Origin of the sequence: Streptomyces sp. HNM0575 (genome assembly GCF_012726265.1) — a bacterium.
GTDB lineage: Bacteria > Actinomycetota > Actinomycetes > Streptomycetales > Streptomycetaceae > Streptomyces.
In genome coordinates this window covers 1-14992 of record NZ_JAASAG010000006.1, presented here as the reverse complement: position 1 = coordinate 14992, position 14992 = coordinate 1, and the positions used below count along the sequence as shown (strand labels likewise).

Below are 14992 nucleotides of genomic sequence, written 5' to 3'. Positions count from 1 at the left end.
GAAGGCCCGGCCCGCCCGCTTCTCGTGCCGCACGGTGATGCCGCATGAACTCCCCTCTCCTCTCACTGCCCGGTGCCGTGGCCGCCGAGGGCCAGGACGAAGGCGTCGCCGCGCACTACGGCGATCTCTTCCGCGAGCAGCGGTCGCTGGCCGAGGGCGACGGTTTCGTCGACCTCTCACACCGCGGTGTCGTCACCGTCTCCGGCGACGACCGGCTCTCGTGGCTGCATCTGCTGCTGACGCAGCACGTCAGCGAGCTGCCGCGGGGTCACGCCACCGAGGCGCTGATCCTCTCGGCGCACGGGCACATCGAGCACGCGCTCTATCTGGTGGACGACGGGGAGACGGTGTGGATGCACACCGAGCCCGGCACGCAGGGCGCTCTCATCGCGTACCTGGAGAGCATGCGGTTCTTCTACCGCGTCGAGATCGCCGACCGCACCGAGGAGTTCGCGGTCGTGCACCTGCCCGCGGGCTCCATCGCGGACACCTCCGAGGGGACCGTCGTACGGGAGACGGCGCACGGCCGTGACCTCTTCCTGCCGCGTGACGCCCTGAAGTCCTTCGCGGAGTCGGGCCCGCCGGCGATCGGGCTGCTCGCGTACGAGGCGCTGCGCGTCGAGGACCACCGCCCGCGGCTGGGCTTGGAGACCGATCACCGCACCATCCCGCACGAGCTGGGGTGGCTGGGCAGTGCCGTGCATCTGGACAAGGGCTGCTACCGCGGGCAGGAGACCGTCGCGCGCGTGCACAATCTGGGCAAGCCGCCGCGGCGTCTGGTCTTCCTCCACCTCGACGGCAGCGAGGTCCGGCTCCCGGTGCACGGCGACGCGGTGCGCCTCGCGGACGACGGGCCGGAGGGGCGCAGCCTCGGCTTCGTCACGACGTCCGCCAGGCATCACGAACTGGGGCCCATCGCAATGGCGTTGGTGAAGCGGAACGTGCCGGTGGACGCGGCACTGGTCGTCGGCGAGGACGCGACGGCGGCGGCCCAGGAGGTCGTGGTCGCGCCCTGACGCGGAAGGCCCACGCGGAAGGCGCGGAAGGCCCACGCGGAAGGCGCGGAACGCTCACGCGGAAGGCGCGGAACGCCCACGCGGAAGGCGCGGAAGGCTCACGCGGAAGCCCCCGTTCGCCGGGGTACGGCGGAGCCCCGGCTGCCTAGACTGGCCGCATGGCCTTCTCAGAGGGCAGCGGGCATCCGCCCGCCCCGGCGACCACGGCTTCGTACGAGTTCGTGCGGGCCCCGCGGACGCTGGGCGCGCTGGTGGCCTCGACGGTCGGCTACCGCTCGGAGGGCGCCGCTCCGCAGCTGCACCGCGGACTGCCCGCCCCGTACCTCACGTTGATCTTCTCCCTCGGCGGTCCGGTCGTGGGCGGCGATACCCCGGAGCACGCTCAGGGGGCGCACGCCCTTCGCGAGGAGATCATCGTCGGCGGCCTGCATCACCGGCCCATGTACATCGCCCAGCCCTCGTGCGAGGACGGTGTGCAGCTGGCCGTGCATCCCCTGGCGGCCCGGGCGCTGTTCGGCGTACCGGCGGCCGAGCTGACGGAGACGGCGGGCCGGGGCGAGTCCGTGCTGGGCCGGCCGGCGGTGTACGTGCACGAGCGGCTGCGCGAGTGCGGGAGCTGGGACGAGCGGTTCGCGGTCCTCACGCGCTATCTGCGGCGGCGGGCCGTGGACGAGGGGCGGCGCGCGGAGGTGCGCCCCGAGGTGGCGGAGGCCTGGAGGTGGATGACCCGCCACCAGGGCGCCGGTTCGCTGGACGCGATGGCCCGCCATGTGGCGCTGAGCAGGCGGCAGTTGAGCACGCTCTTCCATCGCGAGGTGGGCGCGGGCCCGAAGCAGATCAACCGGCTGATGCGATTCGAGCGGGCCCGGCAGGAGGTGGTGCGGGCGGTCGCGGAGGATGCGCCCGCACCCGGTGCCCACGCGCCGGACCTGTCGGAGATCGCCGCGCGGTGCGGGTTCTTCGACCACTCGCATCTGGTACGGGACTTCCAGCAGTACACGGGCCTGAGCCCGAGCGGGTGGATCTCCGAGGAACGCCGGAATATCCAAGCCGGAGGCCACCGCAACGGCGAAGAGTGGGACACATGACGAACTCGGCGAACACCACCACCGGCACCGGCACCGACGCGGGCACCTCCCCGGCCCCCGCCCCGACCGTCTGGCCCACCCTCCAGGCACACGACGCCCACGCGCTGATCGACTTCCTCGTGGAGAAGATCGGCTTCCTCCGTACGGCCGTCTACGAGGACGGCGGCCAGGTCGCCCACTGCCAGCTGGACTGGCCCGAGGGCGGCGGGGTCATGCTCGGCTCGCACAAGCCCGGCGGCGAGTGGAGCAGGCCGCCGGGAACCTCCGGTTGCTATGTCGTCACCAACGACGTCGACGGCCTGTACGAGCGGGTCAAGGCCGCGGGCGTGACCTTCACGCGGGAACTGGCCGATCAGGACTACGGAAACCGCGAGTTCGCGATCCGCGACCCGGAGGGCAACCTGTGGTCCTTCGGCTACTACCGCGGCGCGCCGAGGCCCTGAGCCGGAGCCTTCAGCGGGGGCCCTGAATCGGGGCCCGCGCCGGTCAGACCTCCAGCAGGACCGTGAACGGGCCGTCGTTCGTCAGCGACACCTTCATGGCGGCGCCGAAGCTGCCGGTCGCGACCTCGGCGCCCGACTCGCGCAGGCGCGCGACGACTTCGTCCACCAGCGGCTCCGCGACGGGCCGCGGCGCGGCGGCGTTCCACGTGGGGCGCCGCCCCTTGCGCGCGTCGCCGTACAGCGTGAACTGGCTGACGACGAGGAGCGGCGCCCCCACGTCCGAGCAGGACTTCTCGCCCTCCAGGATCCGCAACGACCAGAGTTTGCGGGCGAGTTGGGCGGCCTTCTCCGCTGTGTCGTCGTGCGTGACCCCGACCAGGACGCACAGCCCCTCGCCGGTGATCTCCCCGACGGTCTCTCCCTCTGCGACGACGCTCGCGCCGTTCACCCTCTGCACCACAGCTCGCATGACGGCCATCATGCCGTGCGGCTCGGCGATCTGTTCCATGGCCCGTATGGGTGCGACATCGCTGCGCGGCGGAGCCCGGCAGTGGCACGATGCGTACACGCGGTACGTACCGCTGCTCTCACCGCTATTGCGGCAATAAGGATGAAAGGGACACCGTCCATGAGCGCAACCGGCGCCGCCCGTACTCCCCCTGGGCCTTTCGGCCCGGGTGGTACCCCCGGTGACCTGCCGGGTGCCCGTACCGGCACGGGCACCGCAGCCGCCTCCGCCGGCGCGCCCCTGGCTCCCGGCGGCCCCGATGTCCCCCAAGGGCCCGGTGTTCCCGAGGTTCCCGACGTCCCCGATCTGCACGGACTGCTCCTCTCCGAGCTGCGCACCCTGCTGCGGGACGCCAAGCGCGAGGAGGGCGAGCTCAGTTATGTACGGCGGCTGCTCCAGGGGCGCATCGACATCCTCCGCGCCGAACTGGCCCGGCGCAGCGCCCCCGGCTCGCCGCTGCTCGACCTGCTGCCGCAGATCCTCGCCGACGGCCCGTCCAGCCACCGCAGTTCGGCCCGACACGTCACGCTGGGCACGCCGCAGAGCGACGAGTACCGCTCCCTCGCCGAGGGGATGCTCGCGCAGGTCGAGCTGAGCGACCTCACCGCGCGCACGGACGAGGAGCTGCACGACGCCATGGCGCGCCTGGCCGGCTATGAGCAGCACGTCTCACAGCGCCGGCAGGTGATGCAGCGCACTGCGGACGGGTGCAGCAGGGAAATCGCACGCAGGTACCGTGAAGGCGAAGCGCAAGTGGACGACCTGCTCCCCTGACCCCAGGCCCTCACTCCAGGCCCCGACCTCGCCGGATCCGTACGGGACGTTCTCGTACGGGGCGGGAGGCGCGGCCCGGGGCGCCGTCTCCGGGGGCCGGTCGGTGAAGTGAGAGGCCCCGCCCATGCCGCCGTACGGGACACCGACGACCCTGCCCCCGGTCCTGGCCGAAGTCGTACGCTCCGGGTTCGTCGAGGGACATCACCGCGGCTCGCTCGTGGTGCTCGCCGCCGACGGCAGCGTGGAGCTGTCCATGGGCGACCCCGACGCCCCGTTCTTCCCCCGCTCCTCCAACAAGCCGGTGCAGGCCGCCGCCATGCTCCGCGCAGGGCTCGAACTGGCCGGTCCGCGGCTGGCGTTGGCCGCCGCGAGCCACTCCGGAGAACCGTTCCATCTGGATCTCGTACGGAAGATGCTCGCCGAACACGGCCTCACCGAGGACCAGTTGCAGTGCCCGCCCGAACTGCCCCTGGACCAGGCCGAGGCCGTCGGTGCCATGGTCGCCGCCGGCTCGGAGGAGGCTGCGCGCAGCCGCGTGAACATGAACTGCTCCGGCAAGCACACCGCGATGCTCGCCACCTGCGCGGCGAACGGCTGGCCCCTGGAGAGCTATCTCGACCCGTCGCACCCGCTACAGCAACTGATCGCGGAGACCCTCGAATCGCTCTCCGGCGACCCTGTCTCCCACATCGGCACGGACGGCTGCGGTGCGCCCCTGATGGCGATAACGCCGTCCGGGCTCGCCCGCGTCTTCCGCACGCTCGCACTGGCACCGGCGGACAGCCCGGAGGGCCGGGTCGCCGAAGCGATGCGCGCCCACCCCGAGTACGTGGCGGGCACCCGGCGCATCGACACATGGCTGATGAGCGAGGTGCCCGGCTCGGTCGCGAAGGTGGGGGCGGAGTCAGTACAGGCGGCGGCGCTGCCCGACGGGCGTGCCCTCGCCTTCAAGATCTACGACGGCGGCAACCGCGCGGTGGGGCCCGTGCTGGCCCGTACGCTCGCCCTCCTCGGGGTCGGCTCCCCGGTGCTCGACCGCATCGGGGACTCGCCGCTGATGGGCGGGGGCCAACGGGTCGGCGAGGTGCGCGCGGCGTTCTGAGCGGCGTCCCCGCGGACGGCGAGGGCGCCGCCGGGACAGGGGACGGCGAGGGCGCCGCCGGGACAGGGGACGGACATCCTGCGGGGGCGGCCGCGGGGCGGCGGTTATTCAGGTGCGGCACGCAGCGCGCCGCACCTAACGTGACCGCCATGCCTCCCGCGATCCGCACGCTCACCTCCGCAGACGAGCTTCCGGAGTGGCTGCGCGCCCTTTCCGTCGCCTTCCTGCGCTCCCCCTCCGTCTCCGACGAGGAGGTGGCGGCCCGCGCCCCGTTCATCGAACCGGCGCGTACGCAGGGCGCGTTCGACGGAGGCAGGTGCGTCGGCACCTTCCGTACGTTCTCGCAGGAGATGACCGTCCCCGGCGGTGCGGCTCTGCCGTCGTGCGCGGTCACCAACGTCACCGTCTCCCCGACGCACCGGCGCCGCAGCCTGCTCACGCGCATGATGAGCGGCGCGCTCGCCGCCGCCAAGGAACGCGGGGACGCCTTCGCGTCGCTGGTCTCCGCGGAGTATCCGATCTACGGGCGGTACGGCTTCGGTCCGGCCGCATGGGTTGCCGAGTGGGAGGTGGACGTGACCCGTTCGGGACTCGACCCGCGCCATTCCGGGCCCGGCGACGGCGGGCGCGTCGACATCGCCGAGCCCGAGGAGATCGGCCGCATCGGCCCGGCGCTGCACGAGCGCTACCGCGCGCAGCCGCACCGCCAGGGCGTGATCGACCGCCCCGAGCGCTGGTGGCGGAACCTGACGGGCCAACTCCGTTACCCGGGCGACGAGTTCACACCGCCCTACCATGCAGTGCACCGTGACGAGCGGGGCGAGCCCCAGGGCTTCGTCAGCTGGACCGTGCACGAGCGCTGGGACGGCAAGCTGCCGCAGAACCGCGCTGACGTGCAGTACCTCACCGCCCTCACACCGGCCGCCGAGCGCGCTCTGTGGCTCTTCGTGCTGTCCATCGACTGGATCACGCGGGTGCGTTCGGGCTTCCGCGCGCCCGACGACGTACTGCCGCTGCTGCTGCCCGATCCGCGCGCGGCCGTGCTCGACACCCTCGCCGACTTCCTGTGGCTGCGGCCGCTGGACGTGCCGCGCATGCTGGAGGCGCGTGGCTATCCCGTGGAGGGCGCGCTCGTGCTCCGGCTGCGCGACGAGGCGGGTCTGGCCGGCGGAAGCTACCGACTGGAGGCCGGCCCGGACGGCGCCACCTGCAAGAGCACGGGCGAGAGCCCCGATCTCACCCTGGACGTCGCCGAGTTGGGCACGATCTTCCTGGGCGACGAGTCCGCGGTACGGCTCGCGTCGCTCGGCCGGGCCGAGGAACACCGCGAGGGCGCCGCCGAGTCGGCCGACCTCCTCTTCCGTACGCCACGACGGGCGTGGTGCCCCGACATCTTCTGACGCGCATCCGATTCCCCTCCGAAGGGATGTGCGTCCGCTGGGACGTGGGGCACCACGCCCGGCTGGCCGACGCGGCGCGCGGCATAGGCGTGGGATGGGACCGCGCGCCGCGAGTCCCGGTAACAGGGAGATGTGGACAGGGACTTGGGCCTCTGATCGCCCAACACACCGGCTGCGCCGAACACTTCGGACACAGCGGTTACTTCGGACTCACCGGTTGGTTGCTCCGGACTCACCGCTCAAACGATCAGCATGGTCAGTACGGCCGCGCCGATGCAGCTACAGGTGACGTTCTTCGCCTTCAGGCCGACGCTCAGCACCACGAAACCGATGGCCCCGAGGGCACCGAACTGGCTCTCCACGAATCGTTCGAAGCAGATCACGACGGCTGCGACAACGAGAGCACATACAGGCATGGCCTCCCCCTTTGCTTGAGCACGGGCCCGTACGTCGTCGGACAGGCGGGAACCAGAGCGCTCCGTGCCGGCGGGCAGCCACACCTACTTGGCGACTCTCTTTCGAACTTGGCCACCATCTCCAGGAAGTTGTCCGCCAACTTATTCGAAGTCTGCCCACTTGGTGTGAACTTGAAAACAGTTGACCGACAACTCCCCGTGCTTTGCATGTAGTTGTACGGTCTTGGTGTGAACAGGATGAGCCCCGGGAACGACGCACGGCCTCCCCACGAGATCGTCGCCACCGCGCTACGCGACCTGATCGACTCCGGTGAGCTGCCGCCGGGCGCCCGCATCCCCACGCAGAAGGACCTGGCAGCCGAGTTCGACGTCAACCGCACCGCGGTCCGCCAGGCCCTCCAGGAGCTCAAGCGGCTCGGGCTCCTCACGGACGCCGGCCGCGGCGCGCCCCCGTCCGTCGCCCGGCCCGGCCCCTCCCAGGAGTCGCCGAAGCCCGCCGGCACGGAGCTGGCGAGCCGTCTCTACGAGGCCTTCCGCGCCGAGCACGTCACCATCGACACGTACTCCCTCACGACGGAGACGTTCAACAACGCCCTGGCCCGCCCGCACCGTTCCATCGTCGACGGCACGCTCCGGCCCCGCTCCATCACGGTCCGCGTGATCGTGCCGGGCCCCGAGGCCAATCTCGCTCTCCCCCGGCTCGTCGACGACCCTTCGGACCCGCGGCCCCTCCAGCGCCTGCACGAGCTCCAGACGACGTGGTCCGCGGCGCTGCGCATGAGCCTCGCCACCTTCCGGGACCGCTACGACGTACCGGAGGTCTCCTGCGAGATACGGACGGTGCCGGCGACCCCGCTGCACAAGCTCTACATCCTCAACCGCACCGAGGCGCTGATGGGCTTCTACACCGCCGTGCACGACCGAGTGAGGTATCAGGGCGACCAGTTGGACATAGTCGACGTCCTCGGCTTCGAGAGCCCGCTCTTCCGCTTCCAGCTCGCGCACGGCGGCGCCAGCAAGCAGGACGCCGCCTTCGTGGCCCACTCGCAGCAGTGGTTCGACGCGCTGTGGGACACGATCGCTTCGCCGCCGACTGACGACTGACGACTGACAGCTGACGGGCGACGGCTCACGGGCGGCGGGCGACGAGCGACGGGCGACGGCTGTGGCGTGAGAGCAGCAAGCGGAGAGAGTGAAGAGACGCCGAGCACGGCGGGCAAACGGCCGCAGGTGGCCGGATCCGGCGGTAGTGTGCGCTGTCACGAACGCCGAGCGTGCACGAACGGAAAGCCCAGCCGATGACGTCCCATGTCTTTGCGCAGGCCAGTGATGTCGGAACCGTCGACGGTCCGCTTCAGGGTAATCACCGTGAGTGGTATGTCGTACGGCCCGGAAGCGAACTGGCCCACGGCGGGGGCAGGTTGAAGGTCGGAGAGCCGCGTGAGGACGTGCTCTGGTACGACCGGCGCCAGTTCGCCCACGAGGAGGAGCTGCTGCGGCGGCTGGCCGAGCACCGCGTGCCCCGCGTGCCTCCCGTGCACAGCCTCGGTTCGCACGGACCGATGGTCTTCGGCTTCATCGAGGGGCAGCCGCTCAACGAACGCGCCGCCGCCGGCACTGACGTGCCGCACGAACTGGTCGGCCAGATCATGGAGGTCTTCGGCGCGCTGGCGCACCTGCCGGCGGAGAGGGTCTCCGACTGGGGCCTGGCCACCCTGGGCGGCGAAGTACCGGAGAACTGCGGGCAGTTCATGCGGAGCCTGATCGCCTTCACCCGCGACGAGGTCTACGCGAAGCGGCTGGCGAAGTTCGGCGCACTCTTCGAGCAGCTCGGCGTCTCCGACCGGCCGCTGGGCGACGGGGGGCCACTGGCAGAGGAAGCGGACCGGCTGGCCGCCCGCCCTCTCTGCCTGGTCCACGGTGACCTGCACCGCGCGAACTTCATCGTCGACGCCGCCGGCCGGCTCTGGACGATCGACTGGGAGCTGGCGGCCGTCGGCGACCCGCTCTACGACCTGGCCACCCATCTCCACCTGATGCGCTATCCGGAAGAACAGGAGCGGAAGGTCAAGGAACGGTGGCGGGCCACCGTCCGTGGGGTGCTGCCCGGCGACGGCAACGGCAACGGCAACGGCAACGGCTTCGGCGAGGCCTTCGACGAAGACCTGTCCCGCTATCTCGCGTACAAGCGCCTCCAGTCCGTGTACACGGACGTCATCCGGCACGCGATCAAGGTCAGTGGCTGCACGACTCCCGAGGAGCGGGAGGCGCAGCTGCATCACAGCGCGAAGGTCGTCGAGTACGTACTGGGCCGTGCCCGTGAACACCTCGGCCTGGACGACGTTCCCGACGCCTGGTCCATCGCCCGCGCCTACGACGACTTCTGCCGCGCGGACTGAGCGGCAGCGGACCGAGCGGCAGCCGCGGCGCGCGTCGCCCGTACCGCCGCCTCCCTCCCCTCGGGCCGTCCCCTCGGGCCGTCCCCTCGGACCCTCCCGTCGGGCCTCCCTCGGCCGTGCGACCGGCCGGAGGGGCCCGTTCACCGCTGTACGGCGGGGCCCGCGCGGGAGATAGTTGGGGCCCACCACCGCGGACCTGGTACGAGGAGTGAAATGCGCGATCTCATCGAAGCCGCGAAGTGTGTGCTCTTCGACTTCGACGGGCCCATTTGCAACCTCTTCCAGCAGCGCCCCTCGTCCTCGATCGCGGAACGGCTGCGGCAGGCCGTCGGCGGCGGCAGCGGCGACGCCCTCGACCGGCTGCCGGAGACCGACGATCCGCTGGAGATACTGCGGGCCGTGTTCGAGGATCCGGCACTCGTGGAACGCGGCCTCGCGCGGGAGCTCGAAGGGGCGCTGACCGCGGAGGAGGTGGCGGCGGCGCCCGGCGCGTTCCCCACCGCCTACGCCGACGCCCTCGTACGGACGCTCGCCGCCACCGGGCGCCGGCTCGCCGTCACGACGAACAACTCGCAGCAGGCGGTGGAGCGTTACCTGGAGACCCGGCTGACGGGCGAGCTCTTCGCGGGCCGGATCCACGGCCGCAACACCGATGGCGAGCTGCGGCTCAAGCCCGACCCCGACTGTCTGCTGCGCGCGCTGAAGTCGACCGACACCCAGGCCCAGGACGCCCTGATGATCGGGGACGCCCCTCGCGACCTCGAGGCGGCGCGTGCGGCCGGGGTCGCCTTCCTCGGGTACGCGCGCAACGAACGCAAATCCGAGCAGCTGCGTGCCGCGGGCGCGGAGCACCTGGTCGACTCGCTGCGGGACGTCGTCGTGGCCGTGGACCCGCGCGCGCACGTGTGACCGTGCGGGCCTCCGGCGGGAGTGCGTCTCGCGCAGGGGTGCGCTGTGGGCATGGGTGCGCCGTGGGCATGGATGCGCCGCTCGCGGGTGGGCACGCGGTGACGGTACGGGCCGTGCGCGAGTCCGTACGCGACGCAGCCCGTATGTGAAGGAGCCCGTACGTGAAGGAGCGTGCGACCGTGCGCAGGACCGTACGTAAGGTGGGAAAAGGAGGCCTCGTGCCGGACGCGCGGCACGGCCACCGTCCCGCGCAGTCCGGCCCGCCGGGCGCCAGCAGCCCCGGCGGCCACCGGAGCAGCAGTACGAGGAGGACGCGATGACCGACGCCCCCACGCCCCAGAGCAACGAGCCGGCCCACGACCCCGAGGTGCTGGAACTCGCCCAGAAGATCTTCGAGCTGGCGCGGAACGGCGACACCGACACCGTCGCCGCCTATGTGGACGCGGGTGTGCCGGTGAACCTCACCAATGACAAGGGCGACTCCCTCGTCATGCTCGCCGCCTACCACGGTCACGCCGCCGTCGTACGGGCGCTGCTCGACCGCGGAGCCGACCCCGACAAGCCCAACGACAAGGGCCAGATGCCCATCGCGGGCGCGGTCTTCAAGGGCGAGGACGAGGTGGTGCGGGTGCTCCTGGAGGGCGGCGCCGATCCGCGGGCGGGGGAGCCGTCGGCGGTGGAGACTGCGCGGATGTTCGAGAAGACGAAGCTGCTGGAGCTGTTCGGCGAGACCGCCTGAGCGGCGCGGCACGACGAGGCCGCGAGCACGGCCGGACGACGAGCACGGCCAGCCGCTAGCCCACGGCGCCGGGCGAAGCGCAGCGCGAGCCGGAGCGCGGGGCGGGGCGCCCGTTCCGCCGGGCCGGGAGACCCGCCGGACGCCGGACGGCGGCCGGGCGCGCACCACCGCACCCGGCCCCGCCCCGGGGCTTAGCGCCCGCCTTCCACCACGTCCGCCACGACGCAGCTGATGTTGTCGGGCGCGCCCGACCGGTGTGCCAGGGCGACGAGTTCGCGAGCGGTCTCCTCCGGGTCGGCCGTGCCCGCGACCGTCCGCCGCACCTGCTCGTCCGGCACGACGGACGTCAGCCCGTCCGAACACAGCAGATAGCGGTCGCCGGCGCGTACGTCCTGTAGACGCACGTCCGGCCGCTCAGCCGTCGCGGTGCCCGGCGAGCCGGGCGCCGAACCGCCCGCCGAACCGGGCGACCGGGCGCCGAGCGCCCTCATCAGCAGGGCCCGCTGCGGGTGCGAGGCGGCCTCCTCCTCGCTGATGCGGCCCTCGTCCAGCATCGACTGCACGAGGGTGTGGTCGTGGGTGATCTGGAAGAAGTCCCCGTCGCGCAGCAGATAGGCGCGGGTGTCGCCGATGTGCACGAGGGCGAGCTGCGACCCGGTCCACAGCATGGCGGTGAGCGTCGTGCCCGCCTCGTCGGCGTCCGGGGCGGAGGCCACGACGTCGCCGACGGCACGACCGGCGCGGTCGATGGTGTCGTCGAGGACGTTGAGCAGATCCGCCGCCGGGAGACCGCCCTCTTCGAGCTGTCTGAACGTCTCGACGGCCGCCGCGCTGGCCGGTCCCCCGCTGCCGCCGAAGCCGTCGGCGACGGCCAGCAGGCGCGAACCGGCGTACGCCGCGTCCTGGTTGCTCTTCCTCACGAGACCGGCGTCGGTCAGCGCGGCGTAACGGATGGCGAGTGGTGCGGGTGCTGCGGATGATTCGTCGGTGTGCGGCATCGCGGAGTCCTTCCGTGACAGGTGGTCGATGAGGAAGGCGGCCATGTCGCGCCGTACGGCCACGTCGTTCTCGACCTGCGCCCAGTAGGCCCTGATCTCACGCGCGGCGGCGGGACCGTCCAGGCCGTCCAGCTCGCGGATACGGGCCAGCGGCATGCCGAGACGGCGCAGCCACACGACGAGCCGGGCCTGTTCCAGCTGGGCGGGGGCGTAGAAGCGGTAGCCGGACACGGGGTCGACGCGGGCCGGGCACAGCAGTCCGAGCTCGTCGTAGAGACGCAGCGCCTTCGCCGACAGCCGGGACGCCTTCGCGAACGCCCCGATCGTCAGCAGACCGCCGCCCGCCCCGGACCCTGCCCCTGACTCCGACCCGGACTCCGGCCCGGACCCCGTGCCGGCGCCCGGACCCTCGCGTTCGCCCATGCCCCCTCCTCCCTCACACCGGGCCCTTCGCCCGGTTCCGCCGATGCTGTGGCTTCCCCCAAGGACAAGGTCAAGGGAGGGCCTGCGGCCAGGTCTCCTCCGCGATCCGTCCCGCGTACCCGGTCGGCAGGCCCCTGCCGACCGGCCCCGGCCGGCAGGCGGTGCAGGCCCCAACACGGTGCGGGGGTCTGCCTCATCGTCGGAGCCGGACGGGTGCCATAGCCTCGTCGGGCACTGGACGGACCGGGCAGAGCTGACAAAAGGGGATATCTGTCAGCTGACAGTTGATATCTGACAGCTGTTATCTGACGACCGCCGTCCGGCGACCGGCAGCCGACAGCTTCCTCCACCTTCCACGGAAACGGGGAGAACATCATGCGCAGGCATATCCGCCTCCTCGCAGCGGTCGCGGCCGCGGGGACCGGCATGGGCGCGCTCGGGGCGTGCGGCCTGGTGCCAGGGGAGACGTCCGAGGACAGCGCGAAGCTGTCCGGGAAGGTCACGTCCGTACGCCTGGACAGCAGCGCCGGCGCCGTGCGCCTCCACGGCAAGGAGACCGTCACCGATGTGGAGCTGCACAGGAGCATCGAGTTCGACGGCGACAAGCCGAAGAAGCGCACGTACGGCCTGGAGCACGGCGTGCTCGTGCTCCGCGGCTGCGGCGACGACTGCTCGGTGAGCTACACCGTCGACCTTCCGCGGGGGATCGCGGTGAGCGGCGGCACCTCGTCCGGCGGGATCAGCCTCAGCGGTGTGGGCAAGGTGGATGTGACCACCGACTCCGGGGCGGTGGATCTCGACGACGTGGACGGCACCGTGCGGGTGCGTACGACCAACGGCCGCGTCAACGGGCGCGGTCTGAAGGGCGAGGGCGTACGGGCCTCGACCTCCAACGGCGCGATCGACCTGCGACTGAGCACACCGCAGGACGTACGGGCGAGGACGTCGAACGGGGCGGTGTCCGTCACCGCGCCGGACGGCAGCTACAACGTGTCGGCGCGCACCAGCAACGGCGACCGGCACATCGGTCTGCGCGACGATCCGTCCGGCGACCACACGCTCGACCTGAGCACCACCAACGGCTCGATCCGGGTCAAGAAGACCGGCTGAGCCGCCCGCAGTTCACGTCTCGCGCACCACCCGCCCCGCGACCACTTCGGCGGCCCGGTCCGCGTCCGCCTCCGTGTTGTAGAGATGGAACGCGAGGCGCAGCCGCCCCGCCCGCGTACTGCCGACGACGCCCGCGCGCTCCAACTGCCGTGCCGTGTCCGGCGCGACGGCCGCGCTGACGACGGCCGAGTCGCCGTCCGGCAGCCCGACGGCGGCGCGGAAGCGGTTCGCGAGCCGGAGGGCGTGCCGGTGCAGTGCGCCGGTGCCGACCCCGGTCAGCAGCTCCAGCGAACGCGCCTGCCCGACCCACGCGTGCCACACCGGCGACACGTCGAAGCGGCGGGCGTCCTTCGCGAGCCGCAGCGGCGCGCCGTACAGGCTCTCCCAGCGCTCCTCGCCCGCGAACCAGCCCGCGCTGTGCGGGGTCAGATCGTCCATGTACTCCGGCCGTACGGTGAAGAAGCAGGTGCCGCGTGGTGCGAGCAGCCACTTGTAGCCGCCGTTGACGGTGTAGGCGTAGCGGCTCGCGTCGACGGGCAGCCAGCCGGTCGCCTGGGTGGTGTCCAGCAGTACGCGCGCGCCGTGCGCCTCGCACGCCGCGCGGAGCGCGTCGAGACGGGCGACGCGTCCGTCCGCGGACTGCACGGCGGCGACGGCCACCAGCGACGTACGGGAGGTGACCTCGTCGGCGAGGTCCTCCAGCGGCACCTCCCGCACGCGTACGCCACGCGGCGCCTGCGCGTGGAAGGGGAAGACGACGCTCGTGAACTCCCCGGCGGCGGTGAGCACTTCGCTGCCCTCCGGCAGCGACGCCGCGACCAGTCCGACGAAGGCGCTGACCTGGCTGCCGACGGCCACGGACGACGGGTCGGCGCCCACGAGACCGGCGTAGCTCGCGCGGGCCTCGGCCAGGGGCCGGTCGTATGCGGAGGGGCTCGCGGTGCCCTTGCGCCACTCGTCCTCCGCCGCGCGCAGGGCGGTCAGGGAACGCCGCGGGGGCAGGCCCAGCGAGGCGGTGTTGAGGTAGACGACGTCGGGATCGAACTCCTGCTGCGCAAGGGCCAGCCGGGCCTGTCCGCGGGCTTCGTCTCCGTCCGCGGGCGTCGTGTTCGTCTGCATGGCTTCAGCCTGGGGGCGGGAGGGGCTGTGGGGAAGGGCGCCTCATGTGGGCGGGGGGCTCCCGGGGGCGAGTTGCGCTCCTGAGAGATCCCGGGGGAGCGCCGGGGGGTGTCCCTATGGGTTTCGTCAACCCGTGGGGGCGGGCTTGGGGTCGTAGAAGGTGCCGTCGCGGAGCATCGCGAAGAGCACGTCGGCTCGTCGTCTCGCGAGGCAGAGAAGGGCTTGAGTGTGGTGCTTACCCTGGGCGATCTTCTTGTCGTAGTAGGTCCTGGAGGCCGGTTCGGCCAGGGCTGCGAACGCGGACAGGAAGAACGCTCGCTTGAGCTGCTTGTTTCCGCGCCGGGACGGTTGTTCACCTCGGATCGAGGAGCCCGAGCTGCGTGTTGCGGGTGCGAGGCCTGCGTAGGCCGCGAGGTGGGCGGCAGAAGGGAACCTCGATCCGTCGCCGACGTCGATGAGGATGCGGGCTCCGGTCCTGACGCCAATGCCGGGCATGGACGTCAGGACCTGGGAAAGAGGGTGGGCCTCCAGCAGTTCCTCGATCCTGG

General features: G+C 71.9%; 16 protein-coding genes. 11 read left to right on the top strand and 5 right to left on the bottom strand.

Translation table 11 applies throughout. The features are described from left to right. The first annotated feature begins 44 nt into the window (after positions 1-44). From HCC61_RS15630 to HCC61_RS15620, 3 genes are all read left to right on the top strand, one after another. Complete coding sequence (locus tag HCC61_RS15630) at positions 45-1016, top strand: folate-binding protein YgfZ (RefSeq protein WP_169136085.1); 972 nt, start codon at positions 45-47, stop codon at positions 1014-1016. Between the two features lie 158 nt (positions 1017-1174). Then, positions 1175-2104 carry a helix-turn-helix transcriptional regulator gene (locus tag HCC61_RS15625; RefSeq protein ID WP_169136084.1) on the top strand — a complete coding sequence of 310 codons (930 nt, stop codon included), beginning with the start codon at positions 1175-1177 and terminating at the stop codon, positions 2102-2104. Next, entirely contained in the window at positions 2101-2547 is a 447-nt protein-coding gene (locus HCC61_RS15620; RefSeq protein ID WP_169136083.1) for a VOC family protein, read from the top strand. The genes HCC61_RS15625 and HCC61_RS15620 overlap by 4 nt, the downstream gene beginning before the upstream one ends. 43 nt (positions 2548-2590) lie before the next feature. On the opposite strand, the gene dtd is transcribed toward HCC61_RS15620, so the two are convergent. Next, positions 2591-3016, bottom strand: a complete 426-nt coding sequence (dtd, locus tag HCC61_RS15615) for a D-aminoacyl-tRNA deacylase (protein ID WP_169136380.1) — start codon at positions 3014-3016, stop codon at positions 2591-2593. A gap of 159 nt (positions 3017-3175) precedes the next feature. On the opposite strand from dtd, the gene HCC61_RS15610 reads away from it, so the two are divergent. The 3 genes from HCC61_RS15610 (at position 3176) to HCC61_RS15600 (ending at position 6331) form a co-directional block, all read left to right on the top strand. After that, positions 3176-3829, top strand: a complete 654-nt coding sequence (locus tag HCC61_RS15610; protein WP_206322571.1) for a hypothetical protein — start codon at positions 3176-3178, stop codon at positions 3827-3829. A 124-nt stretch (positions 3830-3953) separates the two neighbouring features. Continuing rightward, positions 3954-4931 carry an asparaginase gene (locus HCC61_RS15605; protein ID WP_169136081.1) on the top strand — a complete coding sequence of 326 codons (978 nt, stop codon included), beginning with the start codon at positions 3954-3956 and terminating at the stop codon, positions 4929-4931. A 149-nt stretch (positions 4932-5080) separates the two neighbouring features. Next, positions 5081-6331: a GNAT family N-acetyltransferase gene (locus tag HCC61_RS15600; protein ID WP_169136080.1), complete on the top strand. Its 1251-nt coding sequence runs from the start codon at positions 5081-5083 to the stop codon at positions 6329-6331. A gap of 239 nt (positions 6332-6570) precedes the next feature. Here the strand turns inward: HCC61_RS15600 and HCC61_RS15595 are convergent, their stop codons facing one another. Beyond that, entirely contained in the window at positions 6571-6747 is a 177-nt protein-coding gene (locus HCC61_RS15595) for a hypothetical protein (protein WP_169136079.1), read from the bottom strand. Between the two features lie 237 nt (positions 6748-6984). On the opposite strand from HCC61_RS15595, the gene HCC61_RS15590 reads away from it, so the two are divergent. The 4 genes from HCC61_RS15590 to HCC61_RS15575 all read left to right on the top strand — a co-directional run bounded on the left by HCC61_RS15590 (position 6985) and on the right by HCC61_RS15575 (position 10794). Then, on the top strand, positions 6985-7851 hold the full coding sequence (locus HCC61_RS15590) for a GntR family transcriptional regulator (protein ID WP_169136379.1): 867 nt from the start codon (positions 6985-6987) through the stop codon (positions 7849-7851). Between the two features lie 194 nt (positions 7852-8045). Further along, complete coding sequence (locus tag HCC61_RS15585; protein ID WP_169136078.1) at positions 8046-9146, top strand: aminoglycoside phosphotransferase family protein; 1101 nt, start codon at positions 8046-8048, stop codon at positions 9144-9146. 213 nt (positions 9147-9359) lie between these two features. Further along, positions 9360-10055 carry an HAD-IA family hydrolase gene (locus HCC61_RS15580; protein WP_169136077.1) on the top strand — a complete coding sequence of 232 codons (696 nt, stop codon included), beginning with the start codon at positions 9360-9362 and terminating at the stop codon, positions 10053-10055. Positions 10056-10371: 316 nt separating this feature from the next. Next, entirely contained in the window at positions 10372-10794 is a 423-nt protein-coding gene (locus tag HCC61_RS15575; RefSeq protein WP_169136076.1) for an ankyrin repeat domain-containing protein, read from the top strand. A gap of 191 nt (positions 10795-10985) precedes the next feature. Here HCC61_RS15575 and HCC61_RS15570 read toward each other — a convergent pair whose 3' ends face one another. After that, entirely contained in the window at positions 10986-12215 is a 1230-nt protein-coding gene (locus HCC61_RS15570; protein WP_169136075.1) for a MerR family transcriptional regulator, read from the bottom strand. A 375-nt stretch (positions 12216-12590) separates the two neighbouring features. Between HCC61_RS15570 and HCC61_RS15565 the strand changes: the two genes are divergently transcribed. After that, a complete protein-coding gene (locus HCC61_RS15565) occupies positions 12591-13325 on the top strand; it encodes a DUF4097 family beta strand repeat-containing protein (RefSeq protein ID WP_169136074.1) in 735 nt (244 codons plus the stop codon). Between the two features lie 12 nt (positions 13326-13337). Here the strand turns inward: HCC61_RS15565 and HCC61_RS15560 are convergent, their stop codons facing one another. After that, positions 13338-14444 (bottom strand): aminotransferase class V-fold PLP-dependent enzyme, encoded by a 1107-nt coding sequence (locus HCC61_RS15560; RefSeq protein WP_169136073.1) that lies wholly within the window; start codon positions 14442-14444, stop codon positions 13338-13340. A 126-nt stretch (positions 14445-14570) separates the two neighbouring features. After that, a partial coding sequence (locus tag HCC61_RS15555) for a transposase (protein ID WP_169136072.1) occupies positions 14571-14992 on the bottom strand: 422 nt, incomplete at its 5' end.

Excerpts from the sequence above, each read along its gene's own strand:
- HCC61_RS15630 (WP_169136085.1), top strand. The coding sequence starts at position 45 with ATGAACTCCCCTCTCCTCTCACTGCCCGGTGCCGTGGCCGCCGAGGGC.
- HCC61_RS15625 (WP_169136084.1), top strand. The coding sequence starts at position 1,175 with ATGGCCTTCTCAGAGGGCAGCGGGCATCCGCCCGCCCCGGCGACCACG.
- HCC61_RS15620 (WP_169136083.1), top strand. The coding sequence starts at position 2,101 with ATGACGAACTCGGCGAACACCACCACCGGCACCGGCACCGACGCGGGC.
- dtd (WP_169136380.1), bottom strand. The coding sequence starts at position 3,016 with ATGCGAGCTGTGGTGCAGAGGGTGAACGGCGCGAGCGTCGTCGCAGAG.
- HCC61_RS15610 (WP_206322571.1), top strand. The coding sequence starts at position 3,176 with ATGAGCGCAACCGGCGCCGCCCGTACTCCCCCTGGGCCTTTCGGCCCG.
- HCC61_RS15605 (WP_169136081.1), top strand. The coding sequence starts at position 3,954 with ATGCCGCCGTACGGGACACCGACGACCCTGCCCCCGGTCCTGGCCGAA.
- HCC61_RS15600 (WP_169136080.1), top strand. The coding sequence starts at position 5,081 with ATGCCTCCCGCGATCCGCACGCTCACCTCCGCAGACGAGCTTCCGGAG.
- HCC61_RS15595 (WP_169136079.1), bottom strand. The coding sequence starts at position 6,747 with ATGCCTGTATGTGCTCTCGTTGTCGCAGCCGTCGTGATCTGCTTCGAA.
- HCC61_RS15590 (WP_169136379.1), top strand. The coding sequence starts at position 6,985 with ATGAGCCCCGGGAACGACGCACGGCCTCCCCACGAGATCGTCGCCACC.
- HCC61_RS15585 (WP_169136078.1), top strand. The coding sequence starts at position 8,046 with ATGACGTCCCATGTCTTTGCGCAGGCCAGTGATGTCGGAACCGTCGAC.
- HCC61_RS15580 (WP_169136077.1), top strand. The coding sequence starts at position 9,360 with ATGCGCGATCTCATCGAAGCCGCGAAGTGTGTGCTCTTCGACTTCGAC.
- HCC61_RS15575 (WP_169136076.1), top strand. The coding sequence starts at position 10,372 with ATGACCGACGCCCCCACGCCCCAGAGCAACGAGCCGGCCCACGACCCC.
- HCC61_RS15570 (WP_169136075.1), bottom strand. The coding sequence starts at position 12,215 with ATGGGCGAACGCGAGGGTCCGGGCGCCGGCACGGGGTCCGGGCCGGAG.
- HCC61_RS15565 (WP_169136074.1), top strand. The coding sequence starts at position 12,591 with ATGCGCAGGCATATCCGCCTCCTCGCAGCGGTCGCGGCCGCGGGGACC.
- HCC61_RS15560 (WP_169136073.1), bottom strand. The coding sequence starts at position 14,444 with ATGCAGACGAACACGACGCCCGCGGACGGAGACGAAGCCCGCGGACAG.